Consider the following 26,718-nt stretch of genomic DNA (forward strand, 5'->3'; position numbering starts at 1 on the left):
GTGCCGGTCGATCCGCCCTCCGAGGTGGTTTCCGTACTTCGCTGCCGTACGCCCCTGAAACGCCAGAGGCCCCGGATCTCTCCGGGGCCCCTGCTCTGTGTGCACTCGGCAGGATTCGAACCTGCAACCTTCTGATCCGTAGTCAGATGCTCTATCCGTTAAGCTACGAGTGCTTGTTCTTTTTTCTCCGCCGCTCCCGGTCCTTTCGGCCCGCTCGCGGCGACAGGAAGAACATTACATGACTGCCGCCGACATGTGAAATCCGTTAGGCACACCCCGTCTGACCTGCGGAAACGTCGATGTGAGGGTGATGCGAGGGCGAGCGGGCGGCGACCGTGGACCGTGTGGGCGCGTGGAGCGGAGCCGGTCGGTCCCCCTGCACCGTGCGCTCGCGCTCGGCGTCGCGGCGCTGCCGCTCGACATCACGGCGCTGCTGCTCGGCGCCCGCGACCGCCGCCCCTCCGACCAGTACCTCCTGGAGCGGGTGCGGGGCGAGCTCGCCGTGCGGTGCAGGGCGGCGCACCACGGCTTCGCCTCCGTACCGCCCGAGCGGTCCGCGGAACCCACGCGGCCGATCAGCGCCCGGATCTTCGGCGGACCGGCCCCGGAAAAAGCTTCAGGGAGTCCGGTCGATATCGGATATCGACCGGACTCCCTGAGCGGAGAGCGGAGGCGGAGGGATTTGAACCCTCGATGGGCTTTAAGGCCCAAACCGCATTAGCAGTGCGGCGCCATAGACCGGACTAGGCGACGCCTCCAGACACAACATCCCGCGCGCGAGTGCGAGTGGTGCGTGCCGATGATGACACAGTCGAGCGTGGTGTCACCAATCGCCCCCCACGGTACTAGGCGAGCAGGCCGCAGGGCAAAGGGGTTGGCGGTGTCCCCGCCGGCCCGGGCGAGGGCGTGTTCTCCGGGCCGGGGGCGGCTCCCTCCGGCGGGGCGCACGGGTGACGGCCGCAACATCCCCGGGCGTGCCGCGTTAGACAGGGCATGTCACAGGTCATCTCACAGGTCGTGTCCCGGGCCGCGGCGCAGAGCACCCACCGGGCCGGCCGTCGGACCGCGCCCCGGCCCGAGCCCCGCCGCCCCCGTCCCGCCCTGCGGCGGATGCTCGTCACCGCCGCCTCCTCCCTCACCGCGGTCGCCTCCCTGGCCGCCGGCCCCTCCACCGCGTACGCCGCCTCCGCCGCGCAGGGCGTGGCGGGCCGGGACGGTGACCACCTGACCGTCACCGTCCAGAACGCGGGCAAGGGCCTGGACGGGACGTTCGAGCTGCGCTGCCACCCGCACGGCGGCAGCCACCCCGACCCCGCCGGGGCGTGTGCCGTGGTCGAGCGGAACACGCGATGGGGGGAGGACGTCTTCGGACCGGCTCCGCAGGGCGGCGTGTGCACCATGCAGTACGGCGGACCCGCCACCGCGCGGATCACCGGCACCTGGGCCGGACGCCCGGTCGACGCGACGTACGACCGGCGCGACGGCTGCCGGATCGCCCGCTGGGACCGTCTGGTGCCGCTCCTGCCGGACCTCGGGTCACCGGCGTCCTCGTGAGCCGGGCCGCGGACCGGACCGCCCCTCCGGTCCGCGCGCCGGGCCGGCCCGCCCGGTCCCGCCCGGTCCCGTCCAGCCTCGCCCGGCCACCGGCCGACCATCGGCCGGTCACCGATCGGCCATCGATCGGGCACACGTTCTACGTCACTTCGTCGTGCGACCTCCCTCCCATCCGGCGCCGCGCGCACGGCCCCAGCGCTTAGACTCCCTCGCGTGACACGCTGCGGGCCGGTTGGCAAGATGGCCCCCGCGGTCGGCAAGGTGCGGTAACAGGAGGGAAGCGTCTCGTGAGCAGCAGGCCATCCCGAGGCGCTGCTCGCCTCGCAGCCATACTGGACGCCCTGCCCGACGCGTTGGTGCTGGTCAACGCCAACGGCACCGTCGTCAACGCGAACACCATCGCCCTGGAGACCTTCGAGACGCCGGGGACCGCGCTGGTCGGGCGCGGGCTGCTGGACCTGCTGCCCCACTTCGACTCCAAGCTCATCCCCGGCTCCATGCGGCGGCCGGACCACATCGACCCGCGGGCGCGGACCAAGCCGACCCGGATGATCGCCCGGCGCACGGACGGCACCGAGTTCCCCGTCGAGGTCACCAGCGCCAACCTGGAGAACGGCCAGCAGGGGTACGACGCCTACGGCTACACCGGCGACGAACTGCTGATGCTCGTCGTCCGCGACCTGACCGGCACCGTCGACACCGAGGCCGAGCTGGCGCGCTCGCAGCGGCAGACCGAGATGATCCTGCGGGCCGCCGCCGAGGGCGTCGTCGGCACGGACACCGACGGGCGGATCGTCCTGGTCAACCCGGCCGCCGCGCAGATCCTGGGCTACCGGGCCGGCGAACTCGGCGGACGCGAGCTGCACACCCTCATCCTCCACTCCCGCGCCGACGGGTCCCCCTTCCCGTACGACGAGTCCCCGCTCGCCGACACCCTGCGCTCCGGGCGCAAGCACCGGGTGCGCGGGCAGGTGGTGTACGCCAAGAACGGCGACAAGGTGCCGGTCGACCTGACGACCGCGCCCGTCCGCGACGGCGACCAGCTCGTCGGCGCCGTGATGACCTTCACCGACCGGCGGCCGTACGAGGCGCTCGTGAAGGAGCGGGAGGACGCCGAGAAGCGGCACGCCGAGGAGCTGGAGCGCGTCGCCGAGGAGCACGCCTCCGAGCTGACCGCCCTGCGCCAGAAGCACGTGACCGAGCTGGAGGAGCTCCGGGAGAAGCACGAGGAGGAACTCGCCGCGGGCGAGGAGCGCTACGCCGCGCTCGGGGAGCGGGAAAAGGACCGCTACGAGGCGCTCGCCGCCCGGCACGAGCAGCTGCTCACCCTCCTCGGCGTCTCCCTGCGCGGGCCGCTGGAGGAGCTGCGCCGCGAGCTGTCCGCGCTGGCCGCGGACGACGCCGGGCAGCTGTGGCCCGAGGCCAACCAGGTGCTCCACCACCTCTCGGCCGGCTACTCGCGGATCACCACGCTCATCGACAACGTCCTCGGCTATCAGCGCCTGGACACCGGTGCGGAGGGCATCTCCCGTACGAAGGTGATGCTGGACGCCGTCGTCGCCTCCGGGGTCGACGGGGCCGTCGAGCTGGTCGGGCCGGGACGGGTGCAGTTCGCCGTGCACGCGCCGCCCATCGAGGCCGAGGTCGACCCGCGGCTGCTGGCGACCGCGCTCGCGCATCTCGTCGCCGACGTGGCGGGGGTCGACGCGACCGGCAACGCGCCCGTGGCGGCGGGCGGTTACATGGACAACACCGTCGTGGTCGCGGCGGCCCAGCGCGGCGAGGTCGTGCGGATCGAGGTGCGCGGGCCGTACGCCGGGGGAGACCCGGTGCACGAGCCGATCGTGCGCGGGATCGTGCGGGCCCACGGTGGCGTGCTCCAGACGCACGAGGTGCCGGGCATGAGCGGCAGCGCGTACGTCCTCGAAGTCCCGATCGGCGGTGGGGCGGGGGCGGTGGCCGCTCCGGGAGCCGGCCTGGCCGTGGAGCCTGCCGGGGTACCGGTCGAGGGTTCGGCCGAGGGTCCGGTCGAAGGGCTGGGTGAGGAACTGGGCGAAAGGGCTGCCGAGGCGGTTGCCGAAGGGGCTGCCGAGAGGGCTGAGGGGGCGGCTGCCGAGGGGCATGCCGCCCAGGCGCCGTCGGCCCGGGCCGCGGTCGCCGAGACGGCCGGGCCGGGGCAGCAGGCCGCGGGCGGCGGGCGGCGGCGGGCGCGGCGGCCTTCCGTCGACGCGTTCCTGGAGGGCGACGCCGCGGGACCGGGAGGTGACGCCGGTGACTCCGGCGTTCCCGGCGCTACCGGGGCGGAGGGCACCACGCCGACCGGGCGGCGCAGGAGGCGCACGGCCGAGGAGCCGGTGCCCGCTCCGGCGCCGGTTCCGTCGCCGGACGAGGTGCCCGGGGGGACCGGACGCCGGCGCAGGCGGCCGGCCGAGGACACGGTCGCGGGGCCGGGGGCCGGCGTGGCCGAGGGTTCCGTCGTCACGGCCGCCGAGCATGCCGCGGGCGCCGCGGCCGCGGGCACCGGCCTGGGCGGGACCGTGCCGCCGCAGGGCGTTCCCGCCCCGGCCGGGCGGCGGGCCCGGCGTGCCCTCGAGGATCAGCACGCGCTGCCGCCGGCGCTGCCCGCGCCGGCCGGTGAGGCGGACCCGGCCGACGCGTCCCGGCCGACCGGACGCCGGCGGCGTGCGCTGGCCTCCGCGGCGGAACGCGCCGCCGCGGCGGAAGCGGTGCCCCGTCAGGTGTTCGCCCTGCCGCCCGCCGACGCGGACCGGCCCGCCGGTGTGGCTCAGACGGGCCCGGGCCCCGAGGCGCCTCAGGCGGCGCCGGACCTTCCGGGGGGTGCCACGTCGCCGGGGATGAACATTCCCGCGCAGGGACAGGCACCGGGGCACGGGCAGGCGCCGGTACCGGCGCAGGTACCGGTACAGGGGCAGGTACCGGTACAGGGGCAGGTACCGGTACAGGGGCAGGTACCGGTACAGGGGCAGGGGCAGGGAACGGCTCATGGCGCTGATGCTGCCGGTACGGCCGGTACGGCCGGTACGGCCGGTTTCGCCGATGCTGCCGGTGGCGCCGGAGCGGATGCTTCCGGCGGCGGTCCGATCGACGACGGCCTGATCGACAGCGGTCTGGCGGACGACGGTCGGCACGACGCCGTTCCGCATGATCAGTCCGTCGGCCACACCCCGCCGCAGCCGCACCCGGTGAACGAGCCGGCAGGCCGCCGTCGCCGGGCCGTGCCCGCGTCCCCGGACGCGCCGGTGCCGGCCGCGATGCCGACGGCGACGCCCGGCCAGGGTGCTCCGGTCCCCGCACAGAACGTTCCGGCCCAGGACACCACCGGGCCGGCTCCGGGCGGACCCGTGCCCCCGCGGACCGCGACCGTGCCCGCGCAGGGAACGGCCGGTCAGGGCGTACCGACGGCGGTCCCGGGGGCCGGTGTTCCCGCCCAGGTCGCCCAGTCCGTCCAGACCGCCCAGGCCGCTCCGGCTCAGACCGTTCCCGGCCAGGAACCGCAGGTCACCGCTCCGCAGACGGCTCAGGGCACTCCCGCGCAACCGGTGGCCGCCCCGCCGTCCACGGGGCAGATCCCCGCCCAGGGCCCGGCAGCCGCGCCGGGCCGGGCGCAGGCCCGCGCCCAGGAAGAGCAGCCGGCCGGTCCGGCGCAGCCGCAGGCCGTCCCCGTTCCGCCCGCGCAGAACACGTCCGCGCAGAACGCGACCGGGCAGAACGCGACCGGGCAGAACGCGACCGGGCAGGTCGCCCTGGACGCCCAGCAGCCCGGCACTCCCGGTCAGCCCCTGCCGCAGCCGCAGTCGCAGCCGCTCCCCGAGTCCCGGCCCGCCCCCGCGGCGCAGGGCGTTCCCGCCCCGCAGCCGTGGCCCGTCGCCGGCGAGACCCCGGCCCCCGGCACCCCCGTACCGCCGGACGGTGCCGCCGCCCCGGACGACGCCCGGACGGCCGGCGCCGCCACTCCCGTACCTCCCGTAACGCCGGCGGGCACGAACCCGGCGCATGGTGCGCCGGCGCACGGTGCGGGGGCGGCTCCGCTGCCGCCGGAGAGCGCTCCGCGGCCCGCGCAGCCACTGCCCACGGAAGCCGCGGCACCGGCGGACCCGAACTCGACGCAGGGGCGGGCGATCAGCGTGCGGACGCTGGGCCAAGGCGTGCCGTTCAACCGGCAGGCGGCCCAGGTGCAGCAGCCGACGGCCACCCCCGCACCGCACCACCCGGGCGGTTCGGGCCGCCGCCGCAAGCTGGGGACGCCGCCCGACCCGGCCGCCGCCCGGCCGGAGCAGGGCGCCCGGCCGCACCCGGCCGGCGAGCAGGCCCCCGTACCGCCGCGCGCACCGGGGGCGGCCCCGCCGCAGCCGGCCGCCCCGGCACCGGCCGGCCAGCCGCACCGGCTCGCGCAGGCGAGCGAGGGGGCCGGGCGGTCGTACGCCATAGGCGCGCCCGACGAGAACGCCGCCGAGGGGCCCGAGCCGCTGGACGGTCCCGGCGGGGCCGTCGAGGTGGCGGACACCCCGCGTCCGCAGCCGATGGACGACGAGCTGCCGCCGGAGCCGCTGGACAACCCGCGGCGGCTGCTGGTGTGGCCCGCGCCGGACGTGTCCACGCAGCAGGCGCTGAGCGACCGCGGCTACCGGCCCGTCATCGTGCACTCGCGCGAGGAGGTCGACGCGCAGATCGCGGCCTTCCCCGCCGCGCTCTTCGTGGACCCGCTGACCGGGCCGATCACCCGTACGGCGCTCCAGTCGCTGCGGCAGGCGGCGGTGGCGGCCGAGGTGCCGGTGCTGGTCACGGCCGGGCTCGGGCAGGCGTCGCGGGACGCCGCCTACGGTGCCGATCCCGCCATCCTGCTGAAGGCGCTCGCGCCCCGCGACAGCGAGCAGCACCCGCCGCGCGTACTGCTCATCGAGGAGCACGCGGAGATCGCACTGGCGCTGACCGCGACGCTGGAGCGGCGCGGGATGCAGGTGGCGCGGGCGGCGAGCGACACCGACGCGGTGGCGCTGGCGGCGCAGTTCCGGCCCAACCTGGTCGTGATGGACCTGATGCGGATGCACCGGCGCCAGGCCGGGATCGTGGACTGGCTGCGCGCGAACGGACAGCTCAACCGCACCCCGCTGGTCGTCTACACGGCCGCCGTCGACCAGGCCGACCTGCCGCGCCTGGCCTCGGGGGAGACGGTGCTGTTCCTCGCGGAGCGGTCCACCAGTACCGAGGTGCAGACGCGGATCGTCGACCTGCTCGCCCGGATCGGCACCAACTGACCGACGGGTCGCCGGCCCGCTCGGTGAGTGGTCGCCCCCGGGCCCGGCGCTCCGCGACGGCGGTGAGTCCGGGGGTGCGGTGCTGCCGGGCCGGGCGGTGACCGCCGTACGACGGTGGGACGGCGACTGTCGTACGCCGGCTGTCGTACGGCGGCTGTCGTACGGCGATGCGGCGGGTGAGCGGGACGGCCGTCAGAGCTCGGTGACGTCCAGCTCCCCCTCGGCGTACCGCCTGCGCAGCACCTTCTTGTCGAACTTGCCGACGCTCGTCTTGGGCACCGACTCGACGACCGTCCAGCGCTCCGGGAGCTGCCACTTGGCGATCTTGCCCTCCTCGGCGAGGAAGGCGCGCAAGGACGCGAAGTCGGCCGTCGCGCCCTCCTTGAGGACGACGGTGGCCAGCGGGCGCTCGCCCCACTTGTCGTCGGGGACGGCGACGACGGCGGCCTCGGCGACGTCCGGATGGGCCATGAGGGCGTTCTCCAGCTCCACCGAGGAGATCCACTCGCCGCCGGACTTGATGACGTCCTTGGCCCGGTCGGTGAGGGTGAGGAAACCGTCGGGGGAGATCGTCCCGACGTCGCCCGTCTTCAGCCAGCCGTCCTCGCTGAACTTGTCGGCGGGGCGCAGCGGTTCGGCATCGGGGCCGTTGTAGTAGGCGCCCGCGATCCACGGGCCGCGGACCTCCAGCTCGCCCGCCGACTCGCCGTCCCAGGGCAGGCGCTCCCCGCCGGGACCGGTGAGGCGGGCCTCGACGCCGGCCGGGAAGCGGCCCTGCGTGAGCCGGTAGCCGAACTCCTCCTCCGTGCCGACCGCGTGGGCCGGCGGGCGGGCGACCGTGCCGAGCGGGGACGTCTCCGTCATGCCCCAGGCGTGGCAGACCCGCATGCCCAGCCGGTCGAACGCCTCCATCAGGGCGGGCGGGCAGGCGGAGCCGCCGATGGTGACCTGGGTGAGGGAGGACACGTCGCGCGGCCTGGCGGTCAGTTCGGCGAGCAGGCCCTGCCAGATGGTGGGGACGGCGGCGGCGTGGGTCGGCTTCTCGCTCTCGATCATCGCGGCGAGCGGCGCGGGCTGGAGGAACCGGTCCGGCATCAGCATGTTCACGCCGGTCATGAAGGTGGCGTGCGGCAAGCCCCACGCGTTCACATGGAATTGGGGCACGACGACCAGCGAGGTGTCCTCGTCGGTCAGGCCCATCGACTGGGCCATGTTGACCTGCATGGAGTGCAGGTAGACGGAGCGGTGGCTGTAGACCACGCCCTTGGGGTCGCCGGTGGTGCCGGAGGTGTAGCACATGGCGGCGGCCGTGCGCTCGTCCAGCTCCGGCCAGTCGTACGCCGTCGGCTTCCCGGCGATCAGCTCCTCGTACTCGTGCACCCGGACCGGGGTCCCGGCCAGCAGGGAGCGGTCGCCCGGGCCGGAGACGACGACGTGCTCGACCGTCTTCAGGCGGGGCAGCAGCGGGGCGAGGAGCGGCAGCAGGGAGCCGTTGGCGATCACGACCCGGTCGGCCGCGTGGTTCACGATCCAGGCGAGCTGCTCCGGCGGCAGGCGGAGGTTGAGGGTGTGGAGCACGGCGCCCATGGAGGGGATGGCGTAGTAGGCCTCGACGTGCTCGGCGTTGTTCCACATCAGGGTGCCCAGCACGTCCCCCGGTCCCATGCCGAGGTCCTTGAGGGCGTGCGCCAGCTGGGCCGCGCGGGCGCCGATCTCCGCGTAGGAGCGGCGGTGCGGTGCGCCCTCGCCGGTCCAGGTGGTCACCTGCGAGGTGCCGTGGACCGTCGACCCGTGGGTCAGGATCCTGGAGATCAGCAGCGGTACGTCCTGCATGGTGCTCAGCACGGCATCCTCCCGGGGCGTCATTGCCGGCGCGGCGGCAAGGGTTGCGCTGATTCTGCGCACATACCGCTTGGTATGTCACTAGGGGAGGACGATCGATCACCTCACGGTCCGGACACGATCGCCCCGCCACCGGACCGCTCCGGGCTCCGGGATCTTCCTCTACCGGAGCACCCCGAGCCCCGGGACCTTCCCCTACCGCTCCCGCTACCGGACCACCCCGAGCTCCGGGTCCTCCCGCAGCTTGCCCAGCGCCCGCGACACCGCCGACTTCACCGTGCCGACGGAGACACCGAGCACCGCGGCCGTCTGGGCCTCGCTGAGATCCTCGTAGTACCGCAGGACGACCATCGCCCGCTGCCGGGCGGGCAGCCGCATGACCGCCCGCCACATCGCGTCGTGCAGTGCCTGTCGCTCGGCCGGGTCGTCGCTCCCGGGTACGGATTCCGGCTCGGGCAGCTCGTCGCAGGCGAACTCGTCGACCTTGCGCTTGCGCCACTGCGACGTCCGGGTGTTCACCAGGGCCCGGCGCACATAGCCGTCGAGCGCGCGGTGGTCCTCGATGCGTTCCCAGGCGACGTACGTCTTGGCGAGCGCGGTCTGCAGCAGGTCCTCCGCGTCGCTCGGGTTCGCGGTCAGCGACCGGGCGGTACGCAGCAGCACCGGCTGGCGGGCCCTCACATAGGACGCGAACGACGGGTACGCGAGGGTCTGCGGCGCTGCCGCGGCGGCATCCGAAGCGCTGGTGCAGACGAGTGTGGTCATGGCTCCACGCTATGAGCGAGGGGGCCGCCCCGGATCGGTCCCAGGTCCCGAAGCCGGATCCGCCTCAGGTTGTAGGGGTGGGGGTGGCCGCACCTCCTGTAGGTGGAGCAGAGGATGAGGGCCCCTGGGGGTTCATCCCTGAGGGCGGCACGGCAGGACGCGGGGCCCTCACGCGTCCTGCCGCACACACGCCTGCGCGGCGGTGCCGAAGCACCGCCGCGCAGACGCGAAACGACCCCATGAAGCACACCCACAGTCGGTGAGGAGCCGGGCCGGCCAGCCGTGCCGTTCCCGGCCCCTCAGCTCACCACCACAGCGGGGAGAAGCTGACGGCGACGTTCTCGTTGCCCTGGTTGATGGCCGTGAACGCGGAGCCGTCGACCTGCGCGGTGTTGTTCTGGTTCGAGGCGCCGGAGCCGACCGCCTGCTGCTGCGTGGTGGCCGAGTTGCCGTTGTTGTCGTCGCCGACACCGCTGCCGAGGATGCCGGCGAACGCCTCCGCCGCGGTGGCGCTCGATCCGTTGTCCGCGAAGGCGCCGTTGTCCGCGGTGGCGACGCCGGCGAAGAGGGCGGCGGCGAGCGGGAGGGCGGAGACGGCGGCGATGACGCGGGCGGTACGGATGCTTGCCATGTTGTTCCTCCAGGAAGGTGCGCACCGACCAGCTGCCGGAAGCGCAGGAAGTACGTGAACCAGGCTGTCCACCAAGGCAGTTGGCCGACCGCCTCGGTGTTGTGCACGACGTCGCGAGATCAGAGTTGCCCACCGGCCCCCCGGCGAACCACCCCGGAAGCCCCGATTCGCCCTCAAGCGTGAGGACAAGTCGATAAACCCTTTTGCACCCCTTGTGCGCCCGCTCAGGACAGTACGGGCGGCCCCACCTCAAGCGCCACAAGAGGTGAAGCGTTCCGCCACGCCACTCATCTCCCGCCCGGCACCGGCGTGTCGCGCACGCTCCCCCCTTCCGCATCCGAACGCGAGAACGAAAAGGAATACTCGGCCGCCCCTGCCCGGCGGTCCGCGCCACCGTCGCACCGGCGCACCGTCGCACCGGCGGCCCGCGGGGTGCCGGCACGGAGAGCCGGCGCCGGGCTACGGACCCGGAGGGACGGGCCGCCGGCCGTCGGCGGCTTCCTTGCGCCACGCGCTGACGCCGAGCCGGCCCGTGGTGCCGAGGTCGAGGTCCGGGGCGACCATCACGGGAGCGGCATCGGCCCGGGCCCTGACCCGGACGTACGGCACCTCCACCGCGGTACCGAAGCCGGTGGTGTTGCGCCACATCAAGCCGGCGGAGGCGGACTGTCCCGGGTTCAGCGTCACCGGCCGGGGCGGGGCGTCGAAGTGGGGCATCAGGGCGATGTCCCCACTGCCCCGCACGATCTCGATTCCGTCGACCGGCTCGTGGTCCTCGTCGAGGAGCCCGAGCACCGGGTAGCCGCTGAGGGAGTACGGGCGGCTGCCGCAGTTCTGCAGACGCAGCCCCACGACCCGCAGCCCCATGGCCGCGTCCCCCTCGTCGGCGGTGAGGCGCAGTCCGGACGCCGGACAGGGGCCTTCGGGAGCCGGCGCCTCGTCGGAGGGCACCCTCTTCACGTCGACGATCCGCACGCGCCCCGCGCCGTGGACGCCGGGCGCGGTCACCGCGCCGAGGGTGCGCCGCACGGTCCGGCCGGCCCCGACGGAGCCCACCGTCTCGGTCGTGTTCGCCATCGCCGCCCCCTGCTCGGAGCGGATGGAAAAGGTGATGGTGTACGTGAACGGCTCGGCCTCACGGTTGGTGACGGTGTACACCACGGCACACTGGGAACGGCCCGCGCCCGTGCCCGCGCCCGTGTCTGCATCCGTATCCGTATCCGTGTCCGTATCCGTGTCCGTGTCCGACGGTGAACCGGCGCCGCCGGACGCCGCGCTCGCTCCGACGATCCGCACCCCGTCCCGCTCTCCGACGGCTCCGGTACCGGAGTCGGCGGAGGCGTCGGTACCACACGTCCCCGCCGCCTTGTCACCCCTGTCACCGGCTTCGCCGCCCCCTCCCGGCACGGCGGCCTCGGTACCGCAGGCACCGATCAGGAGAACGGCGGCCAGGGCACCTGAGACCGCGAGGGGCACGGAGTTTCGCATCGCCCCACCCCATCAGGGGCGGGCCCACCAGGCCGTGGCGGAAGCCACAGTTCCGGACACAGGCGTGTCACAAGCCCGACCGGACGAAAGAGCACCGGAGAGAACACCCTCCCCTCCCCTCCCCTCCCCTCCCCTCCCCTCCTCCCTCTCCCACGACCCTGCGGACAGACCGTCACCCGGCCATCGGTGACGGTCCCGCGCGACGATGCACACGTACGGTGCCGCCGCGATCGAAGCCCCATCACACGTACGGGTGAGCGTCAGGGTCGGGAGGCAGGGTAGGGGAGCGTTGTCCCGGGTCCTGCGGAAGGTCTGGCACGACACTGGCCCACAAGGCGAAAAAGCCTGCTGGGAAAGGGTTTTGCGGAATGCGGCGAGAACACGGGAAGCACTTCTGATCTTCTTCCGTCAACGACGTGCGCGTGTCTCCACCGGGGTAAACGTCCCGATTGCTCAGAATGTTGCCTACTGCCCCATTTGAAACTATGAAGTTTCGTTGCCGAGGAGCATGACATGCAGGTTCGCAGGTGGCTCCCAGACCAGCCCACCCGTATCGGCCGGCACGACTGGCCGGACGAGGGTGACAACGGAACGCACCTGCGACTGCGAGCCGGTTCCATCGTGGTACTGGACCGTCAGGCCTGGCGAATCCTGGAGATCAACAGCTACACCAGCGACCGGTGGCCGGACTCCTACGAGAAGGCGTGGCGCGACCACGTGGAGCTGTGGTGGCACGCCAACGAACTGCGGCGGGCCAACAACCAGGCGGTCAAACCGGCCCCCGAACGCGCCGAGTTCTACAAGCGCCCGGTGATCCTGGTGCTGCGCAACGAGAACCTCCCCCGGTCCACGCCCAAGCACTGGTGCGCCCCCGCCAGCCACGACTGGCAGGTCCTCCCCGAGCACTACGCGGTCTGCCGCGCCTGCGGAGAGCTGCCGCCCTGCCGCCACGGGGAGTACCGCTGGGAGGGCGGCCCCCGCTGGCCGGAGCAGAACGGCGGTATCCCGCTCATGGTGCCGGAGGGCTGCTGCATGGGGTGCGCCGAGCTGATCAAGCCGCGGGTGCGGACCGTACGCTTCCCCGGGCCGAACCTCTGGTACCCGGATCTGGGGGAGGACACGGCGGTCTTCCACGCCCGCGCCTCCTGCGCCGACCAGGTCGACTGCTACCGCATGCAGTGGCAGACCGAGTACACCCCACGCTCCTCCGCCCACGCCCCCCTGGCGTTCTCGGGCTTCGACCACTTCGTGCTGCCCCGGACACGCCACGCGCCGGATCTGACCCCGTACGCCCAGCGGCCCACCCGGGACCAGCACCCCGTACCGGTCGAACCCTCACCGTCGGCATCGGCGTCGGCGTCGGCGTCGGCGGAGGAGGAGTACGCCTCCGCGACCGGTGACTCCGGCGCCTACCACACCTCGTACGACACCTACGACGGCTACGACGAATACGAGGGCTACGACGGCCATGACGGATACGACGGCTACGGAAGGGAGGCGGAGGCCGGTGAGACGCCGGCCGGCTCGTCGACGCCGGTCGTCCCCAAGCCGGTGCACCACGCGGCACACCAGCCGGCACACCAGCCGGCGTACCAGCAGGCACCCGCGCCCGTGACCGCCGGCGCACCCACGGCGGAACCGGCTGCCCCGGCCCGGCCCGCCGCAGCGGACCCCTCCCCCGCCACCGGTGTGTCCGCGCCCACCACCGGTACCACCACGGCCACCGGCACGGCAGAGGCGTCCGCGCCCGCCGGTGCCTCCCCCTCCGAAGGGGACACCGGACTGGCCCTTCAGGCGGCGGAGGAACTGGGTCTGTCCCTGGCCGGCCGCCCGGCCTTCCACAACGCGGAGCAGGCGGCCCGGGTGATCGAGGAACTCACCGCTGCGGTCCGCAACATCGCACTCTGCCTGAACAACCCGGCCGCTCGCGAGCGCTCCTGACCCGGGCAGGGGACGGCAGGCGACGGCCCACGGACCGGACCACGGCACGGCACGGCATGGCGTGGCGTGGCACGGCATGGCGTGGCGTGGCACGGCATGGCGTGGCGTGGCGGGCATCACGCGGAAGGGGCGCCTCTCGACGAGAGGCGCCCCTTGCGCATCACACACCTTCGGTCCGCGGAGGCGGTGGGATTTGAACCCACGGTGACATCGCTGCCACGACGGTTTTCAAGACCGTTCCCTTCGGCCGCTCGGGCACGCCTCCCCGCGCCGCCTGTGACCGGTGGCGCGGGACCAGGGTAGCGGGTCGCTCCGCGCGCGCGTGGGTCAGCTGTCGCCGACGCGGGAGCCCAGGGTGAGTTCGACCGTGTGCTGCCTGCCGTCGCGCTCGTAGGTGACCGTGACCTTGTCGCCGGGCTGGTGGGTCCAGATCTCGCCGATCAGGGTCGGGCCGCTGTCGATCACCCGGTCGTCCAGCTTGGTGATGACGTCGCCGGGCCGCAGGCCGGCCTTGTCGGCGGGGCCGCCCTGCTCGACCGCCTCGGAGCCGCCGACGCCCTGGTCGGTGATCTGGGCGCCGTCCGCCGTGTCCTCCAGGGAGACGGAGGCGCCGATCTTGGCGTACACCGGCTTGCCGGTCTTGATCAGCTGCTGGGCGACGTACTTGGCCTGGTTGACCGGGATGGCGAAGCCCAGGCCGATGGAGCCGGCCTGGCCGGCGCCGCCCAGGCCGTTGCTCGCGGACTGGATCGCGGAGTTGATGCCGATGACGTTGCCCCGGGCGTCCAGCAGCGGGCCGCCGGAGTTGCCCGGGTTGATCGAGGCGTCGGTCTGCAGGGCGCTCATGTAGGACGCCTTGCTGCCGGCGCTGCCGTCGCTGGAGGCCACAGGGCGGTTCTTGGCGCTGATGATGCCCGTGGTCACCGTGTTGGACAGGCCGAAGGGGGCGCCGATGGCGATCGTGGAGTCGCCGACGGCGACCTTGTCGGAGTCGCCGAGCGGGAGCGGCTTCAGGTCCGAGGGGGCGTTCTCCAGCTTGATGACCGCCACGTCGTAGCCCTGGGCGTGGCCGACCACTTCGGCGTCGTACTTCTTGCCGTCGGGGAAGGTCGCGGTGAGCCTGCCGCCGTCGACCGCCTCCGCCACCACGTGGTTGTTGGTGACGATGTGGCCCTGCTTGTCGAAGACGAAGCCGGTGCCCGTGCCGCCCTCGCCGCCGGCGCCCTCGGCCTCGATGGTGACCGTGCTCGGCAGTGCCTTGGCGGCCACGGCCGCGACCGTGCCGTCGTCGCGCTTGACGGAGCCGCCGGTGTCGGAGGCGGAGACCGTGGTGGAACCGGTCTCGTCGCCGTCCTTGGCCAGGGTGTAACCGAGGCCGCCGCCCAGGCCGCCCGCGGCCAGCGCGGCGATCAGGAGGGCGGCGATCAGCCCGCCGCGCCCTCGGCCGGACTTCGGTGCGGGCGGCTGGTACGAGGAGCCCCAGCCGCCGCCGGAACCGTCCCCGGCCGGGCCGAACGCCGGGCCGGCCGGCGGCGGAGGCGGCGGCCAGGCGGCGTCGGGGGCCGAGCCCTGCCGGGACCCGTACCCGTAGGGGCCGGCGGCGGGGTGCGTCTGTGCGGCGGGTCCCCGGGAGGCGTCGTCCGGGCCCGCCGCCGGGGGCGCGGACGGGGGCGCGGGGGTGCCGCCGTGCGGCGCCGTCCCCTCCTGCGGGGAGGCTGCGGGAGAATCCACCGGCACGGGGGGTGCGGACGGGGCCGGGGGTACCGCGGTGCCCTCGTTCTCGGTGCTCACAGCTTCTCTCCTCGGTCACGGCTGTTGATCGGTCGCGCTGGCGGGTCGCGGCCACGCTCGTCACGCCGGTCGACGGTCCGGCGCGATGCAGCTGTGCATGTGTTCGTATGCCAGCATTTCCCACGGCCCGTCAGAGCACCATAAGCCGTGGCTGTGGGTCCGCGGTCGTTCCTTACAGCAGGTCATCAAAGACTAAACGGACTCGGTGTCCCTGCATCCGGCATACGTCTTCCCCCGCGCAGTGGCACCATGTCGCGGTGACCCACGCACGGCAGCACCGGATCCAGGTCGTCGCCCACCGGGGCGCCTCCGAGGACGCCCCCGAACACACCCTGGCCGCGTACCGGAAGGCCATCGAGGACGGCGCGGACGCCCTCGAGTGCGATGTGCGCCTGACCGCCGACGGCCACCTCGTCTGCGTCCACGACCGCCGCGTCAACCGTACGTCCAACGGGCGCGGCGCCGTCTCGGCCCTGGAGCTCGCCGACCTGGCCGCCCTGGACTTCGGCTCGTGGAAGACGCGGGAGACCTGGCGGGGGCGCGACGAGCAGCCCCAGTGGGAACACCGGCCGGAGGACCGGGAGGCCACCTCCGTCCTCACCCTGGAACGGCTGCTCCGGCTCGTCCGCGACGCCGGGCGCCGGGTGGAGCTGGCCATCGAGACCAAGCACCCCACGCGCTGGGCGGACCAGGTCGAGGAGCGGCTGCTGCTGCTCCTGAAGCGGTTCGGGCTGGACGCCCCGGCCGACCCCGCGCAGTCCCCGGTGCGTGTGATGAGCTTCTCGGCCCGCTCGCTGCACCGGGTGCGGGCCGCCTCGCCGACGCTGCCCACGGTCTATCTGATGCAGTTCGTCTCGCCCCGGCTGCGCGACGGACGGCTGCCCGCGGGGGTCGGGATCGCGGGCCCGTCCATCCGGATCGTGCGCAGCCATCCCGCGTACGTCGAGCGGCTGAAGGGGGCCGGTCACCAGGTGCACGTGTGGACCGTGAACGAGCCCGAGGACATCGATCTCTGCGTGGAGCTGGGCGTCGACGCCATCATCACCAACCGGCCGCGCGCGGTGCTGGACCGGCTCGGCCGCTGACCGCAGCCCCCGCCCCCCGCCCCCCGGGGGTCCGGATCCGGCCATCTGCCGGTTCACTCGATGACAGGGAGTGCTCCGGCGCGTTCAGAACGTGTTCGACCGTGACGAATGCGTCACCGGCAGGCGATCAGTCGGTTTCCGGTACAGGCCAATGGGGCATCCACTCCGTGGCGTGGGGCGAAGGAGGTCTCGGGGGTGGCGTTGGTGGTGGCACAGGAGGTGCCCACGTCGTCGAGCATGGCCGTGCCCCATGGCCCTGCGGGCGTGGGGGAAGCACGGCGCTGTATGCGCGATCAGTTGCGCAGAGGCGGCGTGGCGGAATCGGTCATCGACGATGCCGTATTGATCCTTTCCGAACTTTTGAGCAATGCATGCAAACACGGCCGCCCCCTGGGCGGCGCCCTGGCCGGGGACGGCGCCGTCCGTGCCGCCTGGCGGGTGGAGGGCAGCGGCCGGCTCGTCGTCGAGGTCACGGACGGCGGCGGCCCGACCCGCCCGGCGCCGGCCACCCCGTCGGTCACCGCGCACGGCGGCCGCGGGCTGAACATCATCACCGCGCTGGCCGACGACTGGGGCGTACGGGACGACGCCTGCGGCGAGGTCACGGTCTGGGTCGTCGTCCACGACGACGTGCACGACCCCGACGCCGGGCACCGCCGTGACGACTTCGCCACGCGGGTCGGGGCCCCGCCGGTGTCCGAGATACCCGGCCTGGGCTACGCGAGCGCGTTCGACGATTTCGGCTGAGCGGAGGCCGGCGCCGGGCACGGCGCCGGCAGGCCGGCCGAACTCCCTTTGTCCACAGGGTCCCGTCGGCCGTGGCGTGAACGGCTAGGCTCGCGCCGTACCAGAAGAGCCGTAACCGGGAGACACCCACGATGGCCAAGAAGCGACCCCAGACGAAGGCCAAGCGCCCGCAGCTCACCGACGGAGAGGTCCCGGTTGTCGGCGCCCGCGAGCCCTGCCCGTGCGGCAGCGGCCGCCGCTACAAGGCCTGCCACGGCCGGGCCGCCGCGCAGGCCGTGACCGAGCTGGTGCAGCGCCCGTTCGAGGGGCTGCCCGGCGAGTGCGACTGGGTGGCACTGCGGGAGCTGGTCCCCGCGGCCACGGCCGAGCTGACGCTGAAGGACGGACTGCCCGAGGGCGTCCCGTCGGTCACGCTGGCCACGGTCCTGCCGATGGCCTGGCCCGCGCTGCGCCGCGACGACGGCTCGGTGCTGCTCGGCCTGCAGAACGACACGGCGTCGGGCGACATCAGCCGCGACCTCGCCGACACCCTCCTGCGCGCGCTGACCGCCGAGCCGGGCACCCCGGTGCAGGGCCGCCGCGCCCCGGCCGACGGGCCGCGCCTGCAGGACCTGCTCGACCCCGAGGGCCGGTTCGAGCCGGTGGTGCACGAGGGCTTCGAGTTCTGGGTGCCGGACCCGGAGAACACCACGCCGGAGGTGGCCGCCTCCCTGGAGCGGGCCAACGCCGCCGCGATCCCCACCGTCAGGCTCCAGGGCGTGGACGCCGCCTACTGGTGCCGGACGCCGGAGAAGAACCACCTGCGGTGGGTGATGCCGCACGCGGAGGAGCGGCTTCTGGACGCTCTGGCGCGGCTGCAGGCCGCCGGGCGCTCCACCCTCGGCGAGGGCACGCGGCTGGTCGGCTCCTTCCGCGCCCACGGGCTCACCGTCCCCGTCTGGGACCTGCCCGGCGAGGTCACCGCGCAGGACGTGGAGAAGCCGGCGGCCGAGTTCGCCGAGCGCCTCGCCGAGGCCCTGGCCTCGGACGCCCCGCTCACCGCCGACGAGCGCCGTGCCCGCGGCGGACTGACCAACCGGCAGGTCACGCTCAGCTGACGCGCACCGGGGACCGCAGTGGCCGGGAACCACAGTGGCCGGGGACCACAGTGGCCGGGGACCGAGGACCGGCGGACACACCGGTCCCCGGATCACTGCGGTCCCAGGCGGACACACCGGTCCCCGGATCACTGCGGTCCCAGCGGGTGGCGCAGATCACAACTCTCCGTCGGCACAGGGCATTCGGCGAGGCGGAGGGCGACCGAATGACGACCGGGCGATGACCGGAAACACAGAGATCGAATTTGCTAACCGCCGATCCCTTGTTACCGTTCGAGTAGCCCGGTTGCTGGTGCATCCCCCGTCGCCAGCAACCGGGTCTTTCCATGCGCGGGCAACCGGGCCTTTCCCCGCGCGTCGGCCCGTACGGAACACGGCCGCACGTCAACCGACCGGGCCCGTGGGCGAGTTGCTCCCGGCGCGCAGCAGCAGCGGACCGGCCGCCGTCCCGTCGTCCGGCGCGGCGAACTCCGCGACGGCGCTGTACTCCGCCGGCGCTCCCCGCAGGCGCTCCCGGGGCGTCTCACACGTCCCCGGCTCGTCCTCCTCCCCCACCGCGCAGTGCATCCGCACGGCCCGGCCGCCGGGTCCCATCAAGCTCAGCACCAGGTGCAGCGGGCCGCCGGTCGCGTTGCGGTAGTAGGTCCGCGCCCAGGTCCGCTCCGGCTGGACCAGGAGACAGGTCTGCGCCTCGATACCGCCGGGCGAGGTCAGTTCCGGCCCGCAGCGCACGGCGGTGGCCGCACCGAGTCCGAGCTGCGATGGCGTACGCGGGAGGCCAGAACTGGGCGCCTTGCCGTCGGCACCGCCACCGGACGGCGCGGGGGACTCCCGCACCTGCGGACGGGTCTCGCCCACGGGGCCCACGGGGCCCGCGGACGCCACGGCGAACGGGAGCACGACCGCGCACGCCACGATGCCCATGAGGGCGGTCAGCCGGATCCGCCGGGGATCGGGCCCGCCGCCCGGCACTTCCCCGGCACCTTGGCGCACGGCCGCGGACCGCCGGTGCCGGACGGCACCGGCACCGGCACCGGCGCCGTCCGTGCCGGGCTGCGGGCGACGCCGCCACCCGCCTGGTGTCCGGCGGTCCCGCCCGGGCACGGGGTGAGCTCCGGGCCGGTGATGCTCCCCACGATGAAGCGGCATGAAGCGGACGATAACGACACCGTGCGGGCCACCGGCCCCGCCCGCGCCGACACCCCTACAACTCGGGCGCGCTCACACCCGTACGAGTGAGGGCGTCGACGACCGCGTCCACCACGGCCTCCACGTCGGGCAGCCAGGGCGAGGCCGAGCCGGGCAGCGGTGCCCGCTCCCAGCGGACGGTGCCCTGGCCGGTCTCGGACGGGGGCAGGGCCAGGTAGCCGCCCTCGCCGTGGAAGCGCAGGGAGCCGGGGACGAAGTCCTTGGCGTACAGCAGTTCGCCGAGCTGCTCCATGGAGTACGGACGGACCAGCAGCGACCAGCGGGACGGTGAGGCGACGACCGGGCCGAGCCGCATGCCGCCGCGGTCGAGCGCGGCCAGCGCGCGGGCCGCCGGCAGCGCGGGCAGCGAGACCGCGCACGGGGCCTGGCCACCGGTGGCCAGGATGATCGGTGCCGCCGGGCGGTTGGTCCACCACCAGCGCACCATGCGCGCGTCGGTCGTGGCCGCGAGGAGGCCGGGGTCGAAGGGGTGGGCACCGGGCACCGTGCACTCCGGGTCCGGGCAGACGCAGCGGGACCGTCCCCGCGGGTCGGCCGTCACGCCCGGGAGCACGGGCCACTGCCATCGCGTCGCGAAGGTCAGGGCCGCGCCGATCAGCTCAGGCTCCCCGTCCTTCCGCTGGGACAGGAGCCTGCGTCGCCTTCCGAGGATCTCGCGCATGAGCGCTCGTTCCTTTCCGTTGCACGCCTGGCAACACCGTGGGCCACTTCACACCATGCGTCGATCTCTTCACTGTGCGTACCTGCCGGCGCATCACACCCCCGCGGCGGGCAAGGGGTACCCCAAGGGCCGAGCTCGGTCTGCGTCCGCGGCCGTACGTCCGTACCGGGTTCCTCAAGAGCACGGGCGTGGCGCGGGGGTGGCGAAGTCTGGCGTTTTGCCGTTCCGCGTATTTCTCTCCGCCTCCGCCACGGGAGGATGGGGCACGGTCGCCGGTGGTGGAGACGCCAGGGCCCGCCGCCAGGTTCCGGGGGAACCGACCATCCCTGGTCTTCACCGAGTACGTACCCATCACGACCGTTGTGACGCTCCGTGGAGCACCTCCAGTCGACCGCAACAAGCCGTCCTCCCGGGCAGTTTCAAGCCAACTTCGCCTTTCCGCAAGGGGGTCGGAAACGGAATCGCTCGCGCCTCACGGACACCCGGAATACCGGCAGGACAATGCTGGACATCTCCGTACGAGTGCGTGTACATGTGGAGGCACTGCTAGCGGCGCAGAAGACATGGGGGTTTGCGATGCTTTCCAGCAGTACGCACCGGTCGGAAAGCCGGTTGCCATGAACGCTCCGCACCCTCCGAAAGTGGCCGGAATCGATTCGGCGGTTCCGGCGCCCGCCCACACTGTCGCCTCCGCCGCCGGCGCCTCCCCGGTCCGGCCGCGCTCCACTCCGGCCGCCCCCGGCGCCCTCCTCCAGGACCGGCTGGCCGGCTGGGTCTCCGGCCTCACGACCCTGCACGAGTTCACCGAACGCCTCGCGCGCACGGACACGCTCGCCGAGGCCCTGCAGGAACTGCTCCGCGCGGGTTCCGCCCTGGTGGGCGCCCGGCGCGGCCTCGTCGTCCTGGAACCGGCCGACGGACTGGGCCCCGACACCACCGTCGGCCTGGGCCTGGCCCGCGCCGACCTCGGCCACCTGGAGACCGTGCCGCGCGGCTCCCTGCCGTACGGCCGGCTCCTCGACGCGCCGGCCGGACCGGGGGACGGCGCCGACGGCGTCGCCCGGCCCGACCTGTTCGCCGAGGAGGGGCTCGACCCGCGCCACCGCGAGGTCGCCGCCCGCCTCGGCTACGCCGCCAGCTACGCCCTTCCCCTGTCCACCGAGGCCGCCGGCCGGCTGGGCGCCGCCGTCTGGCTGTACGACGAGCCCGCCGAGCCCGACGAACGCCGGCGCCACCTCGTCGGGCTGTACGCCCGCTACGCCACCGCGCACCTCGCCCGGCTGCGGGAGGTCGAACGCACGCGCGCGTGCATGGCGACGATGACCGAGGAGCTGCTGCCCTCGCGGCTGCCGCGCATCGCCGGCGTCCGGCTCGCCGCCCGGCACCGCACCGGGCCGCGCGGCGGCGGCGACTGGTACGACGCGCTGCCGCTGCCCGAGGCCGCGCTCGGCCTCGCCGTCGGATCGGTCACCGGCTCGGGGCCGAGCGCGGTCGCCGCGATGGGCCGGCTGCGGGCGTCGCTGCGGGCGTACGCCGTGATGGAGGGCGAGGACCCGGTCGCCGTCCTGTCCGACCTGGAGCTGCTGCTGCGGCTGACCGAACCGGCCCGCTCGGCCACCGCGCTGTTCGGCTACTGCGAGCCCGCCCTGCGCCGGATCACCCTCGCCGGGGCCGGGCACAGCCCGCCGCTGCTGGTCGGTCAGCGGCGCACCGAGTTCGTGGAGACCTCCGTCTCGGCTCCCCTCGGGATGCTCGCCTGCTGGGAGGCGCCCAGCGTGCAGATCCACGCCGAGCCGGGAGAGACGGTGCTGCTGTACACCGACGGGCTGCTGCGCCGCACCGGCGAGGCGGCCGACCGCGCCTTCGCCCGGCTGCACACGGCGGCGTCCGGGGTGCCGCGGGCGGCGCGCAGCGACCCCGACGCCGTCGCCGAGCACGTGCTGCGCACGGTGCTGCCGGACGGGCTGGACCGGTCGGAGGGCGAGGAGGACGTCGTGCTGCTGGCGGTCCGTTTCGAGTAGCCGCGCGGGCAGCGCCCCGGGGTGCCCCGGGGCACCCCGGGGTGTCACACGGTGTGACGGGTCCTTCGGCCTCTGGGTCTCCTTCCTCGCGTCCGTACGATGGGGGGTGGTCCAGTGCCGTATCAAGGAGGATGACCGTGGCGGAGGAGCTCCCGGAGACCCCGGAGACTTCTGAGGAAGAGCCGATCAAGCAGCGCAAGAACGGCCTGTACCCGGGCGTGTCCGACGAGCTGGCCGAGAACATGAAGACCGGCTGGGCCGACACCGAGCTGCGCGACCTCGCGCCCGTCCCGCAGGCCGCCGAGACCGCCGCCCGCCGCGCCGCGCTGTCCGCGCGCTTCCCCGGCGAGCGCCTGGTGATCCCCGCGGGCAACCTGAAGACCCGCTCGAACGACACCGAGTACCCCTTCCGCGCGTCGGTCGAGTACGCGTACCTCACCGGCAACCAGACCGAGGACGGCGTCCTGGTCCTGGAGCCCGCGGGCGAGGGCCACGAGGCGACGATCTACCTGCTGCCGCGCTCCAACCGCGAGAACGGCGAGTTCTGGCTCGACGGCCAGGGCGAACTGTGGGTCGGCCGCCGCCACTCCCTCACCGAGGCCGAGAAGCTGTACGGCATCCCCGCCTCCGACGTGCGCGAGCTGGCCGGGAAGCTGAAGGAGGCCACCGGCCCGGTGCGCGTCGTGCGCGGGTACGACGCCGGCATCGAGGCCGCGCTGACCGACAAGGTCACCGCCGAGCGCGACGAGGAACTGCGCGTCTTCCTCTCCGAGATGCGGCTGGTCAAGGACGACTTCGAGATCGGCGAGCTGCAGAAGGCCGTCGACTCCACCGTGCGCGGCTTCGAGGACGTGGTGAAGGTCCTCGACAAGGCCGAGGCGACGAGCGAGCGCTACATCGAGGGCACGTTCTTCCTCCGCGCGCGCGTGGAGGGCAACGACGTCGGTTACGGCACCATCGCCGCCGCCGGCCCGCACGCCTGCACGCTGCACTGGGTCCGCAACGACGGCCCGGTCCGCTCCGGCGACCTGCTGCTGCTGGACGCGGGCGTGGAGACGCACACGTACTACACCGCCGACGTCACGCGGACGCTGCCGGTCAACGGCCGCTTCGACGAGATCCAGAAGAAGATCTACGACGCGGTGTACGAGGCCCAGAAGGCCGGCATCGCAGCGGTGAAGCCGGGGGCCAAGTACCGCGACTTCCACGACGCCGCGCAGCGCGTGCTGGCCGAGAAGCTCGTCGAGTGGGGCCTGGTCGAGGGCCCGGTGGAGCGGGTGCTGGAGCTGGGACTCCAGCGCCGCTGGACGCTGCACGGCACCGGCCACATGCTCGGCATGGACGTCCACGACTGCGCCGCCGCGCGGACCGAGACGTACGTCGACGGCGTGCTGGAGCCGGGCATGTGCCTGACGGTGGAGCCGGGGCTGTACTTCCAGGCCGACGACCTGACCGTGCCGGAGGAGTACCGGGGCATCGGCGTCCGCATCGAGGACGACATCCTGGTCACCGAGGACGGCAACCGGAACCTGTCCGCCGCGCTGCCGAGGCGCTCGGACGAGGTCGAGGCGTGGATGGCCTCGCTGAAGGGCTGACACGGCGGCTCGGACGGCCGGGGGGCGTCGGGTGACGGCCGGGGGACGACCGGCCGGGTGACGGATGACCGGGTGCCGGGCAGCCGGATGCCGGACGATCGAGTGCCGGACGGCCGGGTGCCGGGCAGCCGGGTGCCGGGCAGGGGGGCCGGACGATCGAGTGCCGGACGATCGAGTGACGGACGGCCGGGTGCCGGGCAGCCGGGTGCCAGGCAGGGGTGCCGGACGATCGAGTGCCGGACAACCAGGAGTCGGACGGCCGGGTGCGCTGGTGCGTGCCCGGCCGTCCGCCTGTCCGGGGTGGCGGTCAGACCGCCACCAGGGGCGCGTCCTTCCGCCACTTGAGGATCTTGTCGAAGCTCACCACGGCCCCGCCCCGGCCCGGCTTGTTGCCGATGTGGACGTGGTCGGCGAGCTCCTGGATGAGGCACAGCCCGCGGCCGTGCTCGGCCTCGGCGGACGCGGGACGGACCGCCCGGCCGCCCGGCCGCCCGGCGGAACCGGAGGGAAAGCCGGGCCCCGCGTCGGCGACCTCGATGCGGCACCGCTCCCCGTCGAGGTAGGCGGTGACGCGATAGGCCTCCGACGGGCCGCCGTCCCCGGTGTCGCCGCCGTGCTCCACGGCGTTGGCGCAGGCCTCGCTCAGGGCGATGGAGAGGTCGTAGGAGATGTCGGGGTCGACGCCCGCGGTCTCCATCGTGCCGAGCAGCAGGCGACGCGCCAGCGGCACACTCGCAGCCTCACGCCGCAAATGGAGTGACCACCAGATGCTCATGCTCCAGCCTCCCGGCCGCGGCTCGACATACCGTTACGTATTGCCCCGAGTGCGCGGGCGTAAGCACAGAGTTGACGTGATGACGCTCGTACGGCGGATGCGCCCGTTGCGGCGTTCGGTGTATGGACGGACGGCCCGCGCCAGGGGGACTTTCCGGTCGTACGTCATTTTGCGGACCTCCCCTACGCCGCCGGCCGGGCCAGTGGGATGATGAGCCCGCCATGACTGCCCCCCACCAGCGCGCGGCGCGCTCCGGAAGCGAGCCGAGGGATCCGCGGGTCCCCGGCGGCTCCGGCGTCCGCACGGACCCGCGGGATCTGAGGATCCTGCGGGCCGTGGTGTTCGCCGCGGTCTGCGTCGCGCTGTCGGCGGCGGGACATGTGCCGGCCTCCTGCGCCGCCGTCCCGCCGTGGGCGCTGGGCGCGGGCTTCCTCGGGGCGGTCGCGGTGGCCGTGCCGCTCGCCGGGCGGGCTCGCTCGCTGCCCGGGATCGCGGCGCTGCTCGCGGGCGGCCAGATCGCCCTGCACACGTTGTTCGGGCTGGGGCAGCACGGCGCGGCGGCGGGACAGGCCGCCTCCGCCGGTGACGCGTCGCTGGTCCGGCAGGCCGCACACCTGGTGTGCGGGACCACGGCGGCGGCGCTCAGCCCGGCAGAGGCCCGGCGGATCCTCACCGACGCGCGCGTGGCCCCGGACCCCGGTGCCGTCGCCCACCACCCGGCGGGCGCGCTGACCGCCGCCGCGGACTCGCCGGTGTCGCTGCTGCCGTCCCTGCCCATGCTGCTCGGTCACGTCCTCGCGGCCCTCGCCGCGGGCTGGCTGCTGCGCCGCGGCGACCTGGCCCTGGCCCGGCTGGTGGACCTGTCGGCCCATTCGGCGCACCTGGTGGCCGAGGGGGCGGCCGTACGGGCCCTGCGCGGGGCGCTGGCGCTGGTGCGCGCCCTGCACGCCGGGCTCCCGAGCGCGCCCGGGAACGGTCCGCGTCCGCGGGCCGCCCTGCCGGCGCCGCCCCGGCTGCGCACCACCGTCCTCCAGCACACCGTGATCAGGCGCGGGCCGCCGCGCGCCGCGCTCGCCCTCGCCGCCTGACGCGACGCGACCATCACTCCGCACCGCCGCTTTCGGCCGAAAGCCCGGGGACCGGAGGGGGCCGCCGTCGTGCGGCACGCGCGCGTGCGCTCGTCCGGTCCGTCCGTGACCGGCACTGTCACCGTGGCTCCGTACGGCCCCGCACGACCCCGCGTGGTCCCGGGCCGGCGGATCGCCGCCGCGCACCCGCGCCCTCTTCCCTTCCGCAGTCCTTGGTCCTTTCACCGCTCCGGTGCTTCCTGCCGGGGCCTCACTCGAAGCGGAGTGCTTCTGCCATGATGGCTTCCCGTATCGCCGCCGCCGGCGCCGCCGCCGGTGCCGCCGTCCTCGCCCTGTCCGCCCCCGCCTTCGCGCACGTCACCGTGCAGCCGGAGGGCGAGGCCGCCAAGGGCGGGTACGCGGTCGTCGATTTCAAGGTCCCCAACGAGCGCGACAACGCCTCCACCACCAAGGTCGAGGTCACCTTCCCCGCCGACCAGCCGCTGGCGTCCGTGATGCCGCAGCCGGTCCAGGGCTGGGACATCAAGGTGACCAAGTCCACGCTGGACAAGCCGATCGAGTCCCACGGACGGAAGATCACCGAGGCGGTCAGCAAGGTCACCTGGACCGCCGACGGGGACGGCATCCGGCCGGGCTTCTTCCAGAAGTTCCCGGTCTCCGTCGGCGCGCTGCCCGAGGACGCCGACCAGATGGTCTTCAAGGCGATCCAGACGTACTCCAACAAGGAGGTCGTCCGCTGGATCGAGGTGCCGCAGGAAGGCCAGGAGGAGCCCGAGAGCCCGGCTCCGGTGCTGGAGCTGTCCGAGACCGAGGACGACCACGGCCACGGCGCCTCCGACTCCTCCGATTCCTCCGGTTCCGCTGACTCCTCCGGTGCCTCCGGTGCCTCCTCCGAGAAGGGCTCCGGCGACACCGGGTCCGCGGCCGGGAACACCGCCGCGGCCGGCTCGTCGTCCGACGGCACCGACACCACCGCCCGGGTGCTCGGCATCGCCGGCATCGTCGTCGGCGCGGCGGGCGTGGTCTACGGCGTGTTCGCCGGGCGCCGGCGCGGCACCGCCTGACGATCTCTCCGTTCGCGGTGCGCACCGGGGCCGACGGGCCCGGAGGACCCCGGTGCGCGCCGGAGCACTCACATCTGGGACATTTTTC

Annotated in this window: 18 protein-coding genes and 3 tRNA genes; 10 read left to right on the forward strand and 11 right to left on the reverse strand. The window is 73.9% G+C overall.

The features are described 5' to 3' along the window. Positions 1-100: 100 nt before the first annotated feature. A tRNA-Arg gene (locus ABZ340_RS18745) sits at positions 101-173 on the reverse strand. A gap of 494 nt (positions 174-667) precedes the next feature. Continuing rightward, positions 668-758 (reverse strand) — tRNA-Ser (locus ABZ340_RS18750). A 352-nt stretch (positions 759-1,110) separates the two neighbouring features. Between ABZ340_RS18750 and ABZ340_RS18755 the strand changes: the two genes are divergently transcribed. Continuing rightward, positions 1,111-1,554 carry an SSI family serine proteinase inhibitor gene (locus tag ABZ340_RS18755; protein WP_358782925.1) on the forward strand — a complete coding sequence of 148 codons (444 nt, stop codon included), beginning with the start codon at positions 1,111-1,113 and terminating at the stop codon, positions 1,552-1,554. 287 nt (positions 1,555-1,841) lie between these two features. Next, positions 1,842-6,830 (forward strand): PAS domain-containing protein, encoded by a 4,989-nt coding sequence (locus tag ABZ340_RS18760; RefSeq protein ID WP_358782871.1) that lies wholly within the window; start codon positions 1,842-1,844, stop codon positions 6,828-6,830. Between the two features lie 192 nt (positions 6,831-7,022). Here the strand turns inward: ABZ340_RS18760 and ABZ340_RS18765 are convergent, their stop codons facing one another. The 4 genes from ABZ340_RS18765 to ABZ340_RS18780 form a co-directional block, all read right to left on the reverse strand. Then, positions 7,023-8,696, reverse strand: coding sequence for a long-chain fatty acid--CoA ligase (locus ABZ340_RS18765; protein WP_358782872.1), 1,674 nt, complete (start codon positions 8,694-8,696; stop codon positions 7,023-7,025). 183 nt (positions 8,697-8,879) lie between these two features. Next, the gene (locus ABZ340_RS18770; RefSeq protein WP_358782873.1) at positions 8,880-9,437 is read right to left on the reverse strand and encodes a SigE family RNA polymerase sigma factor; all 558 of its coding nucleotides are present in this window, start codon (positions 9,435-9,437) and stop codon (positions 8,880-8,882) included. Positions 9,438-9,741: 304 nt separating this feature from the next. After that, complete coding sequence (locus ABZ340_RS18775; protein ID WP_358782874.1) at positions 9,742-10,068, reverse strand: hypothetical protein; 327 nt, start codon at positions 10,066-10,068, stop codon at positions 9,742-9,744. Positions 10,069-10,527: 459 nt separating this feature from the next. Continuing rightward, entirely contained in the window at positions 10,528-11,229 is a 702-nt protein-coding gene (locus ABZ340_RS18780) for a DUF4232 domain-containing protein (RefSeq protein ID WP_358782875.1), read from the reverse strand. Positions 11,230-12,069: 840 nt separating this feature from the next. Here ABZ340_RS18780 and ABZ340_RS18785 point away from each other — a divergent pair. Continuing rightward, entirely contained in the window at positions 12,070-13,497 is a 1,428-nt protein-coding gene (locus tag ABZ340_RS18785) for a hypothetical protein (protein WP_358782876.1), read from the forward strand. A 178-nt stretch (positions 13,498-13,675) separates the two neighbouring features. Here ABZ340_RS18785 and ABZ340_RS18790 read toward each other — a convergent pair. Continuing rightward, a tRNA-Ser gene (locus ABZ340_RS18790) sits at positions 13,676-13,762 on the reverse strand. 62 nt (positions 13,763-13,824) lie between these two features. Beyond that, a complete protein-coding gene (locus ABZ340_RS18795) occupies positions 13,825-15,288 on the reverse strand; it encodes a trypsin-like peptidase domain-containing protein (RefSeq protein ID WP_358782877.1) in 1,464 nt (487 codons plus the stop codon). 257 nt (positions 15,289-15,545) lie between these two features. Between ABZ340_RS18795 and ABZ340_RS18800 the strand changes: the two genes are divergently transcribed. The 3 genes from ABZ340_RS18800 to ABZ340_RS18810 all read left to right on the forward strand — a co-directional run bounded on the left by ABZ340_RS18800 (position 15,546) and on the right by ABZ340_RS18810 (position 18,217). After that, complete coding sequence (locus ABZ340_RS18800) at positions 15,546-16,373, forward strand: glycerophosphodiester phosphodiesterase (protein ID WP_358782878.1); 828 nt, start codon at positions 15,546-15,548, stop codon at positions 16,371-16,373. Between the two features lie 108 nt (positions 16,374-16,481). Beyond that, positions 16,482-17,120 carry an ATP-binding protein gene (locus tag ABZ340_RS18805; RefSeq protein WP_358782879.1) on the forward strand — a complete coding sequence of 213 codons (639 nt, stop codon included), beginning with the start codon at positions 16,482-16,484 and terminating at the stop codon, positions 17,118-17,120. A gap of 131 nt (positions 17,121-17,251) precedes the next feature. Beyond that, positions 17,252-18,217 carry a DUF5926 family protein gene (locus ABZ340_RS18810; RefSeq protein ID WP_358782880.1) on the forward strand — a complete coding sequence of 322 codons (966 nt, stop codon included), beginning with the start codon at positions 17,252-17,254 and terminating at the stop codon, positions 18,215-18,217. A gap of 384 nt (positions 18,218-18,601) precedes the next feature. On the opposite strand, the gene ABZ340_RS18815 is transcribed toward ABZ340_RS18810, so the two are convergent. Next, on the reverse strand, positions 18,602-19,141 hold the full coding sequence (locus ABZ340_RS18815; protein WP_358782926.1) for a hypothetical protein: 540 nt from the start codon (positions 19,139-19,141) through the stop codon (positions 18,602-18,604). A gap of 280 nt (positions 19,142-19,421) precedes the next feature. Next, a complete protein-coding gene (locus ABZ340_RS18820; RefSeq protein ID WP_358782881.1) occupies positions 19,422-20,087 on the reverse strand; it encodes a bifunctional DNA primase/polymerase in 666 nt (221 codons plus the stop codon). 617 nt (positions 20,088-20,704) lie between these two features. Here ABZ340_RS18820 and ABZ340_RS18825 point away from each other — a divergent pair. Both ABZ340_RS18825 and ABZ340_RS18830 read left to right on the forward strand, forming a co-directional pair. Further along, on the forward strand, positions 20,705-22,108 hold the full coding sequence (locus tag ABZ340_RS18825; RefSeq protein ID WP_358782882.1) for a PP2C family protein-serine/threonine phosphatase: 1,404 nt from the start codon (positions 20,705-20,707) through the stop codon (positions 22,106-22,108). A gap of 131 nt (positions 22,109-22,239) precedes the next feature. After that, complete coding sequence (locus ABZ340_RS18830) at positions 22,240-23,703, forward strand: aminopeptidase P family protein (protein ID WP_358782883.1); 1,464 nt, start codon at positions 22,240-22,242, stop codon at positions 23,701-23,703. 307 nt (positions 23,704-24,010) lie between these two features. On the opposite strand, the gene ABZ340_RS18835 is transcribed toward ABZ340_RS18830, so the two are convergent. Then, positions 24,011-24,478: an ATP-binding protein gene (locus ABZ340_RS18835; protein WP_358782884.1), complete on the reverse strand. Its 468-nt coding sequence runs from the start codon at positions 24,476-24,478 to the stop codon at positions 24,011-24,013. A gap of 221 nt (positions 24,479-24,699) precedes the next feature. Between ABZ340_RS18835 and ABZ340_RS18840 the strand changes: the two genes are divergently transcribed. Both ABZ340_RS18840 and ABZ340_RS18845 read left to right on the forward strand, forming a co-directional pair. Next, on the forward strand, positions 24,700-25,566 hold the full coding sequence (locus ABZ340_RS18840; RefSeq protein WP_358782885.1) for a hypothetical protein: 867 nt from the start codon (positions 24,700-24,702) through the stop codon (positions 25,564-25,566). Between the two features lie 275 nt (positions 25,567-25,841). Beyond that, the gene (locus ABZ340_RS18845; RefSeq protein WP_358782886.1) at positions 25,842-26,630 is read left to right on the forward strand and encodes a YcnI family protein; all 789 of its coding nucleotides are present in this window, start codon (positions 25,842-25,844) and stop codon (positions 26,628-26,630) included. The last annotated feature ends 88 nt before the right edge of the window (positions 26,631-26,718 follow it).

This window comes from Streptomyces sp. NPDC006134, from assembly GCF_040628835.1.
Lineage (GTDB): Bacteria > Actinomycetota > Actinomycetes > Streptomycetales > Streptomycetaceae > Streptomyces.

Coding starts and splice junctions, on each gene's coding strand:
- ABZ340_RS18755 (WP_358782925.1), top strand. CDS start 1,111: ATGCTCGTCACCGCCGCCTCCTCCCTCACCGCGGTCGCCTCCCTGGCC.
- ABZ340_RS18765 (WP_358782872.1), bottom strand. CDS start 8,696: ATGACGCCCCGGGAGGATGCCGTGCTGAGCACCATGCAGGACGTACCG.
- ABZ340_RS18770 (WP_358782873.1), bottom strand. CDS start 9,437: ATGACCACACTCGTCTGCACCAGCGCTTCGGATGCCGCCGCGGCAGCG.
- ABZ340_RS18775 (WP_358782874.1), bottom strand. CDS start 10,068: ATGGCAAGCATCCGTACCGCCCGCGTCATCGCCGCCGTCTCCGCCCTC.
- ABZ340_RS18785 (WP_358782876.1), top strand. CDS start 12,070: ATGCAGGTTCGCAGGTGGCTCCCAGACCAGCCCACCCGTATCGGCCGG.
- ABZ340_RS18805 (WP_358782879.1), top strand. CDS start 16,482: ATGCGTCACCGGCAGGCGATCAGTCGGTTTCCGGTACAGGCCAATGGG.
- ABZ340_RS18810 (WP_358782880.1), top strand. CDS start 17,252: ATGGCCAAGAAGCGACCCCAGACGAAGGCCAAGCGCCCGCAGCTCACC.
- ABZ340_RS18815 (WP_358782926.1), bottom strand. CDS start 19,141: ATGGGCATCGTGGCGTGCGCGGTCGTGCTCCCGTTCGCCGTGGCGTCC.
- ABZ340_RS18820 (WP_358782881.1), bottom strand. CDS start 20,087: ATGCGCGAGATCCTCGGAAGGCGACGCAGGCTCCTGTCCCAGCGGAAG.
- ABZ340_RS18825 (WP_358782882.1), top strand. CDS start 20,705: ATGAACGCTCCGCACCCTCCGAAAGTGGCCGGAATCGATTCGGCGGTT.
- ABZ340_RS18830 (WP_358782883.1), top strand. CDS start 22,240: ATGACCGTGGCGGAGGAGCTCCCGGAGACCCCGGAGACTTCTGAGGAA.
- ABZ340_RS18835 (WP_358782884.1), bottom strand. CDS start 24,478: ATGAGCATCTGGTGGTCACTCCATTTGCGGCGTGAGGCTGCGAGTGTG.
- ABZ340_RS18840 (WP_358782885.1), top strand. CDS start 24,700: ATGACTGCCCCCCACCAGCGCGCGGCGCGCTCCGGAAGCGAGCCGAGG.
- ABZ340_RS18845 (WP_358782886.1), top strand. CDS start 25,842: ATGATGGCTTCCCGTATCGCCGCCGCCGGCGCCGCCGCCGGTGCCGCC.